Source organism: Candidatus Limnocylindrales bacterium (genome assembly GCA_035626395.1).
Lineage (GTDB): Bacteria > Desulfobacterota > Binatia > UBA1149 > CAITLU01 > DASPNH01.
Genome location: DASPNR010000042.1, coordinates 678,007 through 694,147 on the forward strand (window position 1 = coordinate 678,007; position 16,141 = coordinate 694,147).

General features: G+C 67.9%; 14 protein-coding genes. 5 read left to right on the plus strand and 9 right to left on the minus strand.

Going from position 1 to position 16,141, the window contains the following annotated elements; all coding sequences use genetic code 11:
- Positions 1–218 precede the first annotated feature (218 nt).
- Positions 219–977, minus strand: a complete 759-nt coding sequence (locus tag VEC57_18545) for an SDR family oxidoreductase (protein ID HYC01141.1) — start codon at positions 975–977, stop codon at positions 219–221.
- An 85-nt stretch (positions 978–1,062) separates the two neighbouring features.
- Here VEC57_18545 and VEC57_18550 point away from each other — a divergent pair, with 85 nt between their 5' ends.
- The 3 genes from VEC57_18550 (at position 1,063) to VEC57_18560 (ending at position 3,202) form a co-directional block, all read left to right on the plus strand.
- Entirely contained in the window at positions 1,063–1,482 is a 420-nt protein-coding gene (locus tag VEC57_18550) for a CbiX/SirB N-terminal domain-containing protein (GenBank protein ID HYC01142.1), read from the plus strand.
- A gap of 54 nt (positions 1,483–1,536) precedes the next feature.
- Positions 1,537–2,406 carry an LLM class F420-dependent oxidoreductase gene (locus tag VEC57_18555; protein ID HYC01143.1) on the plus strand — a complete coding sequence of 290 codons (870 nt, stop codon included), beginning with the start codon at positions 1,537–1,539 and terminating at the stop codon, positions 2,404–2,406.
- Positions 2,407–2,533: 127 nt separating this feature from the next.
- Positions 2,534–3,202, plus strand: a complete 669-nt coding sequence (locus VEC57_18560) for a TetR/AcrR family transcriptional regulator (GenBank protein HYC01144.1) — start codon at positions 2,534–2,536, stop codon at positions 3,200–3,202.
- A gap of 66 nt (positions 3,203–3,268) precedes the next feature.
- Here VEC57_18560 and VEC57_18565 read toward each other — a convergent pair whose 3' ends face one another.
- From VEC57_18565 to VEC57_18595, 7 genes are all read right to left on the minus strand, one after another.
- The gene (locus tag VEC57_18565) at positions 3,269–5,164 is read right to left on the minus strand and encodes a glycoside hydrolase family 36 protein (protein HYC01145.1); all 1,896 of its coding nucleotides are present in this window, start codon (positions 5,162–5,164) and stop codon (positions 3,269–3,271) included.
- A gap of 52 nt (positions 5,165–5,216) precedes the next feature.
- Positions 5,217–6,149 carry a cyclase family protein gene (locus VEC57_18570; protein HYC01146.1) on the minus strand — a complete coding sequence of 311 codons (933 nt, stop codon included), beginning with the start codon at positions 6,147–6,149 and terminating at the stop codon, positions 5,217–5,219.
- A gap of 63 nt (positions 6,150–6,212) precedes the next feature.
- Entirely contained in the window at positions 6,213–7,451 is a 1,239-nt protein-coding gene (locus VEC57_18575) for an LLM class flavin-dependent oxidoreductase (protein HYC01147.1), read from the minus strand.
- Positions 7,452–7,460: 9 nt separating this feature from the next.
- On the minus strand, positions 7,461–7,937 hold the full coding sequence (locus VEC57_18580; protein ID HYC01148.1) for a VOC family protein: 477 nt from the start codon (positions 7,935–7,937) through the stop codon (positions 7,461–7,463).
- A 13-nt stretch (positions 7,938–7,950) separates the two neighbouring features.
- The gene (locus VEC57_18585) at positions 7,951–9,225 is read right to left on the minus strand and encodes a hypothetical protein (GenBank protein HYC01149.1); all 1,275 of its coding nucleotides are present in this window, start codon (positions 9,223–9,225) and stop codon (positions 7,951–7,953) included.
- Positions 9,226–9,260: 35 nt separating this feature from the next.
- On the minus strand, positions 9,261–10,388 hold the full coding sequence (locus VEC57_18590) for a homogentisate 1,2-dioxygenase (GenBank protein ID HYC01150.1): 1,128 nt from the start codon (positions 10,386–10,388) through the stop codon (positions 9,261–9,263).
- Between the two features lie 10 nt (positions 10,389–10,398).
- Complete coding sequence (locus VEC57_18595; GenBank protein HYC01151.1) at positions 10,399–10,797, minus strand: nuclear transport factor 2 family protein; 399 nt, start codon at positions 10,795–10,797, stop codon at positions 10,399–10,401.
- A 212-nt stretch (positions 10,798–11,009) separates the two neighbouring features.
- On the opposite strand from VEC57_18595, the gene VEC57_18600 reads away from it, so the two are divergent.
- A complete protein-coding gene (locus tag VEC57_18600; GenBank protein HYC01152.1) occupies positions 11,010–11,666 on the plus strand; it encodes an O-methyltransferase in 657 nt (218 codons plus the stop codon).
- A gap of 14 nt (positions 11,667–11,680) precedes the next feature.
- On the plus strand, positions 11,681–13,216 hold the full coding sequence (locus VEC57_18605) for an aldehyde dehydrogenase family protein (GenBank protein ID HYC01153.1): 1,536 nt from the start codon (positions 11,681–11,683) through the stop codon (positions 13,214–13,216).
- Positions 13,217–13,417: 201 nt separating this feature from the next.
- Here the strand turns inward: VEC57_18605 and VEC57_18610 are convergent, their stop codons facing one another.
- Entirely contained in the window at positions 13,418–16,120 is a 2,703-nt protein-coding gene (locus VEC57_18610) for a hypothetical protein (protein HYC01154.1), read from the minus strand.
- Between the last annotated feature and the right edge of the window lie 21 nt (positions 16,121–16,141).

A 16,141-nucleotide genomic window follows, 5' to 3' on the forward strand; every position in this document is an offset into this window, starting at 1 on the left:
GGCCGCCGCGAAAAGAAAAGAACATGTTGCTAACCCCCGTCGCACCGCTCCGGCGTCCCACCTCGAGCAGCGCGAAATTCCGGCTCTTTTACACGTTCCGCCGCGCTCACCCAACCATATATCGCGATCGATCCGCGTCATTGCAGAGCGAGCCGAAGACGCGCCATCCCCGTCGCGGCTTCCTTTGGCCTTTCTAAGCGGCCGCTGCAGCCTCGTCGTCAGAAGATTGCGTAGCCGCCGTCGACGCGCAGAGTATCGCCGGTATGAAAATCCGAAGCGTGGGAAGCGAGATAGACGGCAATGCCCTCGAAGTCCTCGGGCCTGCCCCAGCGCCGGGCCGGAGTGCGATGCACGACCGTCTCGCTGAGCTTCTCCCATGCCCGCGCCGTCTCGGTCATGTCGGTCTCGATCCATCCCGGCAGGATCGCGTTGGCCTGGATGCCGTCGCGCGCGCACTCGACCGCCAGCGAGCGGACCAGCGCACAGATCCCGGCCTTGCTCGCCGAATAATGCGCCTGCCGCGGCATGCCGTGCAGCGATCCGATCGATGCCACGGCGATGAGCTTGCCGCCGCCTCCGCGGGCCCGCATGTGACGGATCGCCTCACGGAACGTCAGGAAGGCTCCGGTCAGATTGATGCCGGTAACGCTGTCCCAATCTGAGACGGTCATGTCGGTGAAGGCGACGGCCCTGCCGACGCCGGCATTGGCGAAGCAGGAGTCGACCCGACCGAAGCGCTCGAGCGTCTCCTTCATCGCGCGGACGACCTGCGCTTCGTCGGCGACGTCGACGGGGAAGGCGGCTGCCGGTGCACCCAGCGCATCGAGGTCGGCCACGGCGCGGGCGTTCTTCTCGAGGTTTCGGCCCCAGACGGCAATGCTCGCGCCGGCCTTGGCCAGGCCGCGGGCCATGCCCAGGCCGATGCCTCCGTTGCCGCCGGTGACCACGGCGACGTGACCACGAAGATTGAACAGCATGCCGCGGCTTCTAGCGTGGCCGTGGCCCTGCTCCAACAACGCGCCGCGTGGCCTTCGCGGCGGCTTTTTGACAGGCTCGACGGCGATGACGGCGCCAGCTCACGAACAGGGGACGAAAGCGGCGCTGGTCCTCGTCGATCACGGCAGCCGCTGCGCCCAGGCCAATTCCGTCGTCGAGGACTGTGCCCGCAGCCTGGCGGAGAACGGCCGAGGCCGCTACGTCGGCGTCTACGCGGCACACATGGAGCTGGCCGCGCCCAGCATCGAGCAGGCGTTCGAGGCTGCGGCCGCTGCCGGCGCCGAGCTGGTCGTCGTGGTCCTGTTCTTCCTGGCGCCGGGCCGCCATTCCTCCCAGGACGTGCCGCGACTGGCCGCCGAGGCGGCCGCGCGGCATCCGGGCCTGCGCCATGTCATCACGAGACCTCTGGGCCCCGATCCCGTTCTGGACGATCTGGTCCTGCTACGGGTGCGCGAGGCGCTGGCTGCCGGCCCCCTCGACCGCTAAAACCCTGGGGAAGCCTTCGCACGATTTCCCGTATCCCGTCCAAGGAGACTGCCGGTGAAGTTCGCTACCGCCCTGGCCTTCAACGACCCTCTGCACTTCTGCGAGATGGCCAGGACGGCTGATGAAGCCGGCTGGGACTGGTTCGCCGTCTCCGACCACATCGTCTTTCCCGAGAACATCCGCAGCGCCTATCCGTACGCCAAGGATGGCAAACCGTACTGGGCGAGCTCGACGCCCTGGCCCGACCCGTGGACGGCCATCGCGGCCATGGCCGCGGTGACCACACGCCTGCGCTTCATGACCAACGTCTACATTCTGCCCGCCCGCAACCCGGTGCTGGTGGCCAAGCAGGTCGGCACTGTCGCCTACATGTCCGGAGAGCGGGTTGCCGTGGGCGTGGGCACCGGTTGGATGGAGGAGGAATTCGAGCTTCTCGGCCAGGACTTTCGCGCGCGCGGCAAGCGCATGAACGAGCAGATCGAGATCCTGCGCAAGCTGTGGAAGGGCGGAATGGTCGAGCACCATGGCGAGCGTTACGGCTTCGACAGGCTCGAGCTGAGCCCGGTTCCCCGTTCGCCCGTGCCGATCTATATCGGCGGGGTCAGCGACGCCGCCATGAAGCGGGCCGCACGCATCGGCGATGGCTGGATCGCGGTCCAGCACACCGCCGACGAGATTCATCAGATGCTCGGCCGCATCCAGGCACTGCGACGCGAGTACGGGACCGAGTCGCGGCCTTTCGAGGCGGTGGTCGCCTGCACCGACGTCTTCGACGTCGACGGCTACCGGCGGCTCGAGGACATGGGTGTGGGCACTCTCACGACCGCTCCCTGGGTGCTTTACGGAGCCGATCCGGGCTCGCTCGTGGAGAAGCAGGACGCTCTGAAGCGCTTCGCCGAAGACGTGATCCAAAAGATGCGATAACCTCGGAGGCGGCAAGGGGGAACGGTGGTCCGCGCCGCGGGGGCCAGGGCGGACCCGCGATTGCCGGAATGAATAGGGCTTAGGGAGAAACGCGCGGCCAGCGCCGCGCGGGTTTCGGGGCGGAGCAATGGAAGCGACGAAAGCCAAACGCACGCGGCGCACGGCCGAAGATGCCAAGCGCGTGATTCTGGATGCCGCCGAGAAGCGGCTGCGCGAGTCGGGGCCGGCCGGCATCAAGCTGCAGGAGATCGCTGCCGACGTCGGCGTTTCCCATCCAGCCATCCTTCATCACTTCGGCAGCCGCGACGGCCTGATGGAGGCCGTTGTCCGCCGTGCGCTGATCTCGCTGCGCAACACCATCCTGGACCAGGTCCGCAAGCAGATGACGCGCGAGGTGGACCTGCCGGCGATTCTCGACCTCGTTTTCGGCATCGTGGCCGAGCGCGGCCACGCCCGCCTCATCGCCTGGCTGATCCTGGAAGGCACCGGACTGCGCGACGACACCCGCTACATGCGCGGGCTGGCCGAGGCCGCTCACGTCCGCATGATCCAGGGCGGCTGGACCGAGGACCGGGACTTCGCGTTCGAAGACATGCTCTTCACCGTGATGCTGGTGGGCATGGCCGCGCTCGGGGCCGGCGTATCGGGCGAGGTCATGCGGTACAGCGCCGGCCTCGAGAACGATGCCGATGCGGAAGCGCGCTTCCGCCGCTGGTTCAGCGCCGTGCTGGCCCGCTATCTGGCCGGGGAAAAGGAGTTCGTGCTTCCGCTGCCGGAGATTCCGGCCAATCGCTGACCATCCTCGCGGAAATCCCCGGCGCGCCTGGCGGCGAATCGCCGGCGCGCCTGCTCGCATCGCACTTCACTCGGCTTCGCCGCCGTCGAGCCACAGCAGCGAGTGCGGCGCGACGGTTCGTCCTTGCACCTTCACGGCCGCATCGGCGGCATTGATCGCCACGCGACGTCCCTGCGGCGTCTTCCACAGCACCGGAACGTGCTGATCGCAGCGCCCGAGGAAATGATCGACGATCGCGTTGGCCAGCGATGCCGGCGGCCGCGGTGGATACGGCGACTGCGGCCGTGAGGCCATGCCGCAAAGAGCCATATCCGCCAAGGCCGGCTCCATGCCCCACGAACGTCGCTGCGGCGGCAGACGCGTCAGGTCGTCGGAGAGGAAGAGCGCGCCGCCGGCGAGAGCGGCGACGGCGGCGCCCGCTTCGACTTCGTTGCGCGCAAGCCCGCGCAGCAGCACCGGATCGGCATCGCACAGGGTGGCGTAGCCGGCTGGCCAGCGGGCCGCGATGCTGCGCGCCTGGTTGGCGATGAACGGCCAGCTCGGGCCGAGCTCGTTGTCGCCGATTTTCTCGAGCGCGATGTCGAAGCCGATGCGCCAGCCGTCGGCGTAGGCAAAGGTGCCGAGCATCGGCGCGCCCACCGCCAGGAAGAACGTGTCGCCGGCAGCCTGCCTCAGGATCCGCATGGCGCGAGCGTACGCTTCCATGCCGGTGACATCGCGTGCGCGCCGTCCTTCGAAGGTGCCGGCGAAGAGAAAATCGAGCTTCAGATAGCGGCAGCCCTGTGCCAGCACGTCCTCGATGACGTCGTGCAGATGGGCGGCGGCCTCCTCGTGGGTGACATCGAGGATTCGCATGCGGCCGCGCTTGGCGTGCAGGTAGTCGGCGCCCTGCACGAACCACTGCGGATGCTCGCGAGCGACGTGGCTGCTCTCGTGCGCGAGCAGCGGCGCCATCCAGAGCCCGGGCACGAACCCGTCCGACTCCAGCCTCGCGAAGAGACCGGAGAGGCCGGAGGGAAACTTCCCGTTGGCGCTCCAGTCTCCCCAGCACTGCTGCCATCCATCGTCGACGACGACGTGGAGGCGCGCGGCTCGCGGGCCGACCACCGGCTCGAGCATTGCGCGCGCCAGCCGCGCGTTCTCGAGCACGAGCCGCTCCTCGACGCCGTCGTCCCACAGGCCGTACCACGAGTTCCAGCCCGCGCGCGCTTCCTGAGCGTGCGCCGCGCGACGCGAGGGAAGGCTGCGGCCATAGCGCTCGAGCATCGCATGCAGGTCGGCGCCGGCATCGATGCACAGACATTCCGACCACAGCGTCTGGCCCTCAGCCATGTGGATCCGCTCGCCGCTGCCGCCGCTGACGATGCGAATGCCGATCGTGTCCGCGGCGCCCTGCCACACGCTCATCCAGGACCGGAAGCGGTCGGCCGTCAGTGCGGCCGCAAAGACGGAGCACGCATCGCTTCCTGCCCACGTCATCCACCAGGACATCTCGCTGCCCTCGCGCACGACCTCGGCGTCGCCGCGCGCCATCAGCGCGCGTTGCACAGCCGCGACATCGGGCTCGCCTGCCAGCGCGAGGACGCCCGTCTGTGACCAGGAATGGAAGCCGTTGGAGAGCCAGGCCGCGGCGCCGGGCACATGCCCACTGCCTTCCAGCCCCAGCGCCTCGACGGTGCACGGCGCCGCCGCATCGAAGCGCAGCGCCACGAGCGCGCCCTCGATGTGCAGCGTCACATCGCCTTGGCCGGGGACGCGCATACCCGCGCCGTCACTGATGGGGGCAGCGCGCTCGACACCGACGCGGTGCCAGACGCCGTCGATGCACGCCACCGGCGCCAGCGTCACGCGCACACCGGTTGCCGGATCGTGCACGGTCAGGCCCTCGGGCCCCCACATCGATTTGCCGCCGGCGCGCAGCGGCGCCGCGGCCGGCAAGCCCGCGCGTTCCGCCAGGCTCATCGCGGGCCGCAGTGGCTGGACGAGCCGGATGCGGGCGAGTGCCGGAGCGAACTCACTTGATCGCGACCGGATTGACCGGCGAGCCGATGCCGCCCGTGACCTTCAGCGGCGGTGCGCACAGCAGGAACTCCCAGCAGCCGTCGGCCGCGCAGTCGGCGGCGAGCACGTCGAGGTCGAACATCTCGCCGAAGGGCATTCCCATGTCGCGGATGCACAGGAGGTGGACCGGGTAGAGCAGGGCAGGATCCTCGCACGGCATGACTTCGACGGCCGTCGTGTCCGAGCAGACCGCGGCCAGATCGTGGCGGCGGATCCATTCCACGGCCTCCAGGCCGATACCCGGGCCCTGCCACAGATATGTCTCGCGATCGCCGTCCTGCTTGAAGACGCCGAGGTGGCCGGTGCGCAGGACCAGGATGTCGCCGGGCAGGAGCGAGACGCCCTGGGCTGCGAGCGCGTCGTCGATTTCGGCGCTCGTGATGACGCTGCCGGGCGGCACCCGCTCCAGCCCGCGATGGCGTGCGACGTCGACGAGCACGCCGCGCGAGGCGATGCCCTGTACCGCCAGCTTGTCGATGCCGTTGCGCGTCGTGCCCGAGGCGCTCAGTGCCGTTGCGGCATCGAAGCCGTTGTAGAGCTTCCCGTCGTAGTGCACGTGCGCCAGGCTGTCCCACTGCGTGGCCGTCTGCAGCGGCAGCGACAGCACGTCGTCGGAGTAGTGAAAGCCGCGCGGGTCGTCGCCGATCTGCACGCCGATGGCGGTCATGTAGTGCTGAGGGTTGAACCGCCCGACCACCGTTCCGGTCTGCGGCCCTTCGGCGCCGAGCGACAACCCGAGGTTGAACACCTCGCCGCGACGCACGCACGCGGAGCCGCGCCGGACGACCTCGGGCGTGATCAGGTTCAGCGTTCCGCGCTCGTCGTCGGCGCCCCAGCGCCCCCAGTTCGAAACCCTCTCGGCGATGGCCCGGACTCGATGCATCATCGTGCTCGCATGGAGATGAGGACAGGCGGCTTCACCGGCGGAGCCGAAGAAGCGCCGGCCGCGCTAGTAGTGGAACTCGGGCAGGACCTTGGTGGCGAACAGCTCGAGCTGCTCGGCCTGGACCTGCCAGGGAACCGTGCCCTGGTAGAAGAAGTTCCAAGAGATCCATTCCAGATCGCCGTCACCGTGGCACTTGACCAGCCTGGCGAGCTGGGACTTCACGTCGTCCACCGTGCCGCAAAGCTGGTAGCCGCGCTCGATCATGCGCTTGGTGGCCGCTGCGGCGTCCTTGAACACCAGCGGCCGCACCGACGCATCGTCCTCGGGTGTGCGGAAGACCTCGCCGAAGCCGAACAGGTTGAAGTAGTAGTGATACTCGTACCCGGTGGTCTGCGCCGCCAGCTCGAAGGCCTCGTCGAACGTCTTCCCGATCGTGATGGCGCGCACGGCGCCGAGCCGCTCTCCGAGCCGGAGATCGTGCCCGGCCTTGTTGGCCTCGCTCTGGTATAGCTTGGCCCAGCGCAGGAATCCTTCCGGCGAGGCCTCGAACACCCACGGCATGATGCCGCGACGGGCACAGTCGATGAGCGATTTCTCCGAAAGCGTGAACGGCGCCCACACCGGAGGATGCGGCCGCTGATACGGAGCCGGCACCACGCCGATCTTGCGGATGACGTTGTTGTCGTCGATTTCGCCCTCGGCACCGAACTCGCGCGTCCAGTGCGGCGCCGCCCAGCCCTCGATGCCTTCGTGCGGATACGGAACCTTGTAGTGCTGGCCGTCGTAGTCGAAGCAGTCCTCCTTCCACGCCTTCAGCACGATCTCGAGCTTCTCGTCGTAGACGTCGCGGTTGGCGGTGTCGCCCTTGTCGCCCTGGCCGGTGGCGGATTCGGCGCCCTGGCCGAGCACCTTCATCCACTTCTTCTGGTAGCCGCGCGCGAACGCCACGCACACGCGGCCTTTGGTCAGCTGATCCAGGATCGCGATGTCCTCGGCGACGCGGATCGGGTCGGCAGTCGGCAGCACGATCGACATCGGCGCGAACTTGATGTTCTTCGTGCGCGCCGCGAAGTCCGCGTACAGCAGCGTCGGATTGACCGACACCTCCCCGCCTTCGGTATGGAAGTGGTGCTCGGTGGTCGAGAATGCGTCGATGCCCAGCTCGTCGCCCATCATCGCCAGATTGCGCAGTTCCTCCAGCATCATCTGGTAGCGCTCGGTGTTGCGGCCGATCGGACGCAGCCGGCCGCGTTCCTCGTGCGTGGCGGGAATGGTGGGCATGGCAAAGAGATCGACTTTCACGGGAAGCTCCTATCCTTCGAAGGGTTTGCCGAAGGGGGCGTAGGGGTCGCCGGGAATCTGGACCAGCTCGATGAGCGTCGCATCGGGATCGGTCACGAACACGAGGCGCGAGCGGAACTCGGGGTAATCCGTCAGCGTATCTTCGAGCACGTTGACGCCGGCCGCCCGCATCGCCGCCAGCGTCGCATCCAGATCGTCGACGCGCAGCATGAGCGCGGCCATGCCGACCTCATCCATCGAGCGAGGCTGGTGGCGCGTCGCAGGCGCCGGATGCCGGTACTCGAACAGCGCCAAACGCACGCCGTCGCGCTCCAGAAACACGGTGGTCTGATCGACGTCCTTCAGGCGCAGCAGCCGGTCGGCGTCCGCGCCCTTGACGTCCACCTTGGTCAGCGTGCGGAAGCCCAGCAGGTCTCGGTAGAAGGGAATCGATGCGGCCAGGCTGGTGACGCAGATTCCCAGATGTCCGAAGCGCAGAACGGCCATCGACGTGCCCGCCTCAGGCGGCAGCGAAGCGCTCGCGCAGCCAGCCGGTGACGATTGCCATCGCTTCGTCGCGACCCTTGGCTGCGGGCTTGCACTTCGGCGGCAGGCCCAGGTGGTCGCCGTCGACGTAGTGGATGAGCTTGTCGGACGCTCCGCTCTCGCGGTGAATGGCTTCCAGGTCCGGAATGAACACGACGTTGTCGCTGGTGTAGCTGATGACCAGCGTCGGCACCTGCACCTTGGGAATGCACTGCAGCGTGTTGGCGCGCGAGGACAGGCCCGACCACGTCGACAGCCAGGCGCGCGGCGTCTGGTACTTCCCGAAACCGGCTTCGATGTAGTTGAAGAGGTCGGGACGCGGCGAGAAGAACGAGCCGTAGTCGCGCTCGGAGGCGTGGATCGACATGTCGGTGTAGGCGGGGTTGGCCTCGGTGCGATGGATCTCCATGTAGCGGCCCACCAGGGCCCGGCGCCACACGAACTCCTTCTGCTTGAGCGAGAGGCCCTCGAAGTTCTCATCGGCCATCTCGCGCTGGAAGTGCCGCTGGACGTCCATGCAGTTGCGCGCGATCGCGTCGATGCGCGCCACGCGGTGGCGCTGCGCCGCGCGGTAGCGTGTCAGAAACTCGGCGCTGTACGTGCTCGACTGGCTCGGCTCGGCAAAGCCGTTGTCGGGGTTGTACATGTCGAGCTCGCTGTCGATGGACAGCGCGTCCTCCTCGTGCGTCAGCGACGGATCGATGCACGTCAGCATCAGGCAGCCCTGGCCGAGATGGGTCGCGAGCTGGATCAGGCCGTCGGCCTCCGGGAGCGTGAACGCGTTCAGATCGTAGGGGTCGCCCGCCGCGGTCGTGGTCAGTCGCGCCGGCGGCGGCGTCGACGCCTGCGACTGGTAGAACGTGTAGAGCGCGCCGCCGCCGCTGTTGCCCAGGAGCACGACGTGCTCGAAGCCGCGCTTCTTGAGCTCGAGGATGCCGGCGGCGACGTCGCAGATCAGCGTCTCGTGGACGAGGGCGATGTCGTTGTTGACGGCACGGCCGGCCTGACCGAAGGCGGCGTAGCCTTCCTCGAGCAGATACGGGATCGCGTAGTGCCGGCTCATGTCGCCGCGCGGGTGCATCATGCAGACGACGGTGCGCTCGCCGCCGCGGCTGTAGAGGACGCCATGCGATTCGCCGCGGTCCTGTGCGATCAGCGGGATGTTCTCGACATTGGTGCCCGACGGCAGGCGATCGAAGGACCAAAGGCTAGGCCCGAGCTGCGTGTAGCGGAGAAGCTGGATGGCCATCGGCAAGCCTCGTGGGGAGCGGCGGCGCGGCGGCGCTAGCCGTCGCGCTTCCCGCTGATCAGCTGCACGTCGCTGCGCAGCGCGGCACGCGCCTCGGGCGCGATGGTCAATGGGCGGACCGCATCGATATTGACCGCCTGCAGATCGTAATAGCTGATCGCGTCCCAATGCTGCTCGGCCATCGCGCGGGCCTGCTCGCCGGGGCCGTGCACCGCGCCGCGCGGATGCACCATGAACGTGGCCTTGAGCATCGGGGCGCCCATCATCGTTCCGTCGTGCAGGAAGCCGATCTCGTCGTAGTCCATGTTGCGGTGGTAGTAGGGAAGGCGCGAGACACCGCGCTCCATCTCGGCGGGGCGCGGGACGAAGTTGCAGACGACGAAGCCGGGGCCCTGGAACAAAGCGAACGCGGTGGGCGGCACGTGGTTGCGGTCGCTGACGACCGCCCGGAAGTCGAGGTTGTGGAAGCGGAACGGGAACAGGTCCCCCTTCCAGCCCACGACGTCCAGCGGGTGATGATCGTAGAAGAACGACGTGATCATGCCGCAGCGCTTGACGCGCACCTCGTATTCCCTGCGGCCGTCACCATCGTAGGCCTTGGGCTCGGGTGCCTCGATGACCGTCGGATCGTAGGGATTGTGGCGACCGAGCAGGGTGTGCTCGGCCAGCGCGATCTCGCCGGTGCATTCGATGTGCAGGAAGTAGTTGTCGCGCGTCTCGGGCACCAGGCGGTACGTGACGCCCTTGGGCAGGACGATGTAGTGGCCGGGCCGGAACTCGAGCGGTCCGAACTCGGTCTCCATGACGCCGGTGCCGCGGTGGACGAACCACAGCTCGTCGCCGTCGGCGTTGCGCAGCCAGAACGGCATCGGTTCGCTCCGCCGCGAGACGGAGATGGTGAGGTCGTCGTTGTAGAAGCAGCGCGTCAGCCCGCCGCAGGGATCGGTGCGGTCGCTGGCATCGATGATGGAGCCGTCGACGTCCATCGGCGCGAAGTCCCCTTCGACGCGTGTCCACGCCGTCGGCTCGTGCAGCCGGTAGACTTCGGCCGCACGGCCCTGAAAGCCGCCGCGCCCGATCTCCTCTTCCTTCAGGCCCTCGGGCACCTGCACGTGCGCCTGGCGAGGATAGCGCCCCTTGGCGAGATGAATCCAGGATTTCATGCGCTGGCCTTCATGCGAACAGCGTCCGTTGCGCGTAGAGCGTATCGACGTATTCCTTGACGCCCCTGATCTTCCCGCCGCCGATCTCGAACAGGAAGTGGTAATAGTTGTCGTAGGGAGCGCCCTTGGCGGTGGTGGCCTGGATGCGGACCTCGGCGGCAACCTTGCTGTCGTCGGCGACCATTCCGAGGATTTCGATCTTCATCGGCTGTGGCGCGTACAGCGAGACGCCCTTTCCGAACATGCCGAGCACCTCGTCCTTGCCGCGATAGGTGCCGGCCATGGGGGAGGAGGGCGGCACCCACCATGTGACGTCGTCGGCGAAGCTGCCGACCACCTTTTCGGTATTGCCCGCGCTGACGGCCTCGAAGTACTCGCGAATGAACTGCTTGTTGGCGTCGGCTCCCATCGTGCTCCTTGCAGATCCTCAGAGACGGGTTTAGCAGGGGTCGGGCCGCGAGATGGCCGGCAACGCTCGACGCGGCTCGCAGGGTCCCAGCCTGTCCGTTACGCCGCCGCGATGGTCGTCGCGACGGCAACCTCTGGATGGGCCGATGCTAACCTGACGCAGCCCGCCGAAGCAAGAACACGTTCTACTCGGGAGGCCTCCTCATGTCGGACATGCCCAAAGCCTTTCACCTTACGCCGCAGATCCAGCGTTACGTCGTCGAGCACAGCAAGGCGCCGGACGAGGTGCAGCGGTCGCTGATCGAAGAAACCGAAGCCCTCGGCTTCGTCTCGATCATGCAGATCGCGCCGGAGCAGGGCGCGTTCATGGAGCAGCTCGCACGCGCTCTCGGCGTCCGCCACGCCATCGAAGTAGGAACCTTCACTGGCTACTCCGCGCTCTGCGTGGCCCGCGCCCTTCCCGAAGGCGGGAAACTGATCTGCTGCGACATCAACGAGGAGTGGACGTCGATCGGACGACGGCATTGGCAGCGGGCGGGGGTGGCCGACAAGATCGACCTGCGCCTGGGCCCGGCTGCCGAGACGCTGGCGGCGCTTCCGGCCGATGCGGTCTTCGACCTGGCGTTCATCGATGCCGACAAGGGCGGATACAAGACCTACTACGAGGAGATCCTGAAGCGCCTCAAGCCCGGCGGCGTGATCCTGGTCGACAACGTGCTGTGGATGGGGTCGGTGGTCGATCCCGACAACACCGCCGAAGACACCATCGCCATCCGTGAGTTCAACGACTTCGTCGCCGGCGACTCTCGCGTCGAGGTCGCCATCCTGACCATCGGCGACGGCCTGTCGTTCATTCGCAAGAAAGGCTGAGGCAAAGCAGCGCCATGGCCATCGTTCGTTCGGGCGCGACCAGTGCGCAGGGCCGCCGCGTCCTGTCCCTCTCCAATCCCGCCACCGGCGAGGCGATCGACAGCATCGAGGTTGCCACGGCCGCCGACGTGCAGTCGGCGCTGGAAACGGCGCGCCGCGCGCAAGCCGCGTGGGGTGCGAGGCCGCCGGCCGAGCGCGGCGCGGTGCTCGAGCGGGCTGCACGCATCCTGGCCGGCCGCCACGAGCAGTTCGCGGACGTCATCGTGCGCGAGAGCGGCAAGCCGCGCCTGGAAGCGCTGTTCATGGAGGTGCTTCCGGGTTGCGACGTGCTGCAGTACTGGGGCAAGCGCGCGCCGCGCATCCTGGCGCCCGAGAAGAAGCGCATGCATCTGCTCGGCCTGCAGAAGAAGCTTCGCATCCTGTACCGGCCGCTCGGCGTCGTCGGCATCATCACGCCGTGGAACGGGCCTTTCGTGCTGGCGATCAATCCGGTGGCGCAGGCGCTGGTCGCCGGCAACGCCGTGCTGCTCAAGCCTTCGGAGGTCTCGCCGAAATCCAGCGGGCAGGTGCTCGACCTCTTCCGCGAGGCGGGGCTTCCCGAGGGAGTGCTGCAGGTCCTGTACGGCGACGGCGAGACCGGCGCCGCACTGGTGGAGGCGGGCTGCGACAAGATCTCCTTTACCGGCAGCGTCGGAACCGGTCGCAAGGTGGGCGAGAGCTGCGGTCGCAACCTGATTCCGTGCACGCTCGAGCTCGGCGGCAAGGACGCGATGATCGTGTGCGCGGACGCCGATCTTGAACGCGCCGCCAATGGCGCCGTCTTCGGCTGCTTCCTCAATGCCGGGCAGGTGTGCATGTCGGTGGAGCGCGTCTACGTGGCCGAGGCCGTGGCGCAGGCTTTCATCGACAAGGTCGTGGCCAAGGTGAAGAGCCTGCGGCAGGGAAGCGGTGGCGAGTTCGACGTGGGACCGCTGTTCTGGGAGCCGCAGCTGTCGGTGGTGGAGCGGCACGTCGAGGATGCGCGCAGCAAGGGAGCGCGCATCCTGACCGGAGGCCGGCGCAACCAGACGCTGCCTGGGCTGTTCTACGAGCCGACCGTGCTCGTCGACGTCAGCGACGAGATGGCGGTGATGAAGGAAGAGACCTTCGGACCGGTGCTGCCCATCGTCGTCGTCCGTGACGAAGAGGAGGCCATCGCGCGCGCCAACGCCGGTGCCTACGGCCTGAGCGCCAGCGTATGGTCCAAGGACCGCGAGCGCGCGGTGTGCATCGCCGCGCGTCTTTGCGCGGGCTCGGTCTGCATCAATGATCACGGCGTGACCTACGGCGCGACCGAGGCTCCGTTCGGCGGGCTCAAGGCCAGCGGCGTCGGCCAGGTCAACGGGGTGGCCGGGCCGCGCAGCTTCTGTCATGCCCAGCCGATCCTGATCGATCGCATCGCCCCGGCCAGCGAGCAGGTCTGGTATCCATACACGCCCGCCAAGGAGAAGCAGATTCGCGCGACGATGCGGTGGGTGTGGGGGACCTCGCTCGGCCGCTGGATCTCCTGACGCCGTTCGGCGGCGTCAGGATCGTCGCCCGGATTGCGCGGCCGCGATGGTACGAGAACGCACTGCGGCTGCGGCTGCGGCAATCCGCGCCCGATTCGCCGATGGAGTGAACGAAGCGCTCGCGCAGCAGGTTCGAGGCGGCGGGACTGCACGCGCGGCGGCGAGGCTTCACTGCCGCCGCAGCCCTGCCGGTCGCCGCAGCTACCGGCAGACCAGCCGCGCGGCATCGCCGCTGCACGCGGGTCTGGCCTCACCCGGACCGTTCCATTGTGCCGAAGCGCATTCGGAGTCGCTGCCGAACGTGACGCTGGCCTGCACTGCATCCGCCGAAGGCAACGTCGTCGCCGGGCCCGCGCCGCGCACCTTGAGCTGCAGCCGCCCCGGCTCGGACCCCGATCCGTTCTTGATGCGAATGCTGGTGATGCCGGCGACGGCGCCGGCGGCATTCTCGTAGATCCACCCCGAGCTCTTGAGCGTCCAGCCGGCGCCGCCGGGAATCGTCGCATCCACGAGATCGTCGATGACGATGCGCACGCCATGGACCGTCGGATCGACCGCATCAAAAGGCTCGGGCAGCACCGCCGCTCCGCTCAGCACCAACCGAAACGGCGCGGCCGATGCCCGCAGCCGCGCGCGCTGCAACGGAATGCCGCTCGTGCATGCGTCGCCGCCGCCGCCGCCGCTCGCCCATTCCTGCAGCAGCGACCGCAACGCGAGCGGCTCGTTCTGCGGCTCGCCCTGGCCGTTCTGCGCGGCCGTGTTGCTGCCGTGGCAGTTGGCGCACACGCGGATCTCGCCGGATTGGAAGCTGATCCAGTTGCGCTCGCGCACGATGCCGTCGCCGTCGCTGTCGGTGAGCTGCCAGGTCAGCGCGCGGCGGGCGGGAACGATCGCGGCCATTGATCCGTCCGGCGCCAGCTTGACGGCTCCCGACGGCGAGCCCGGGCTTTGCGAGACGTAGGGACCGTGCATCGGCCGCGCCAGCAGGCGCCGTCCGGCCGACGGAGAGTCGATGCCGCCATAGCCGCGCAGATAGTCGCCCTGGAAGATCTGGAAGTGTGCGACCTCGTAGATCGTGCCGCCGGCCCCGAGCGTCTGCGTCCCGCCCGGCACGGCAAGGTTGAAGGGCTGCTGCAGGTCGCCGCGGTCGCGCATGGTGACGTCGCGGCTGACGATCAGCGCGAGCTCGTGCTGGCGCAGGTAGTCGCGGAACTCCTCGACGTCCACGCCTTCGTCGGCGAATACGGCCGCTTCGATCGCCGGCAGCACCGATTGGCGCGGCGGCGGAACCGGCCGCGCTACGACCTCGACCGGATCGAGCTCCCACAGCGGGCCGTGGTAGGTGGCCAGCGAATCGGGCGTCCACCAGCTCAGGTTCTTGACGATGCCGCCGGTGAGGTTGGCAACCGGAGCGTAGAAGCCGCCCGATGACTCGAGCACCTTGATGCGGTAGGCGTAGTTCCAGTTCGGGGCCGCGGTCGTGCCGAGGTTGGTTGCGTAGCCGGTGGCGGCCGTGTGCACGGCAAGGAGCTGGCCGTCGCTCATGGGCAGCGGGTTGCGGAAGTATCCCGTCGAAGCGGGTACGTCGGTGCCCGAGGTGACGCGGCTCAGGATCATGTTCTCCGGGTTGACGCCGGGAGCACCGGTGATGCGCATGAGAGTTCCGCCCGAGGCGGTGCCGAACTCCTGCGCGTGCGTGGTCAGGAAATCGCCGGGGCTGGTGGGGTCCTCGCGAAGATGGAACAGCCCGGTCGAGCCCTGGATGTAGAGCGTGTTGTCGTGCGTGCTCTGCGGCGTGTAGTAGCTCAGGTTCGGATCGTTGGTGAAGCTGCCGTCGGTGTAGGCGCCGCCGATCTCCTGCCGCCCGATGTGGTTGAGCGTCTCCTCGGCCGTGCCGTCCTGGTTCATCTCCCACGGCAGGAAATGGTTGAACGAATGCGGCGGATGGATCGCCGAGTAGGAGGGGTCGTTCATCGTGCGCGGCTCGGGAAAAACCTCGGCGCCGGCCAATGACGTCGTCTTGGGCGCATCGGCAGCTTCGCTGGCATACGTAAAGGCACCGTAGGTTGCCGCCGTGCCGGGTGCGTCGCCCTGCTGATCGCGCTGCAGATGGTCCCACTTCGTGAAGATCACGCGCCCGAAGCTGTCGAGCGACAGCGAGGTGACGCCGCTCGGCGCATGCTCGAGCAGCACGACCTCGCCGCTTGTCTCGTCGAGCGAGTAGATGCCGGCCACGATGGGCGTGGACTCGTACTCGTCGCGCTGCGGATAATGATGCGGCAGGCCCGTGCTCGGCCGATCGGAGATGAAGAGGATGCGCCCGTCGGTGGCGTAGATCGGCGAGACGTTGTTGAAGTCCTGCGGCTGGCCTGCGACGTAGCGGATCTGGGCGGTCTCGCCTGCGCCGAAGCCGCTGACTTCGTAGATCTGCCACCGGTACTGGTTGATCTGGTACTGCGCCGTCGGCGCTCCGACCACCATGGAAAACAGGGCCTTCTGCCCGCTCCAGTGCACGGTCGGCTCGCGCACGGCGATTGAGCCGGCTCCCTGCATTCCGGCATTGCCATAGCCGGCTTCCGCCGTCAGGAACCGCAGGCTTCCGTCGGGAAGGCGAAGCACCAGATCGCCGCCGCGCGGGGCGCTGGGGATGGTCGCCTGGTGGTTGCCGAAAACCGCGGTCGACGTGCCGAAGCCCGCCACCGGGTTCTGCGTCACGAACAGCACGGGATTGCCCGTGACGACCTGGGCGGTTGCCGTTGCCGGCCATGTCGCGATGAGCATGAGCGCCGCCGTGGCAACGGCAACGGTGGCGATCAGCGCGGCGCGCAGCCACGACCAGTCGGGCACGGATGACGCAGTGCGGACATTTTCCCGCTCCTCGGGCTCATAGGATGTGGAGCTCATCGAATCCCCCTTTTCGACGAC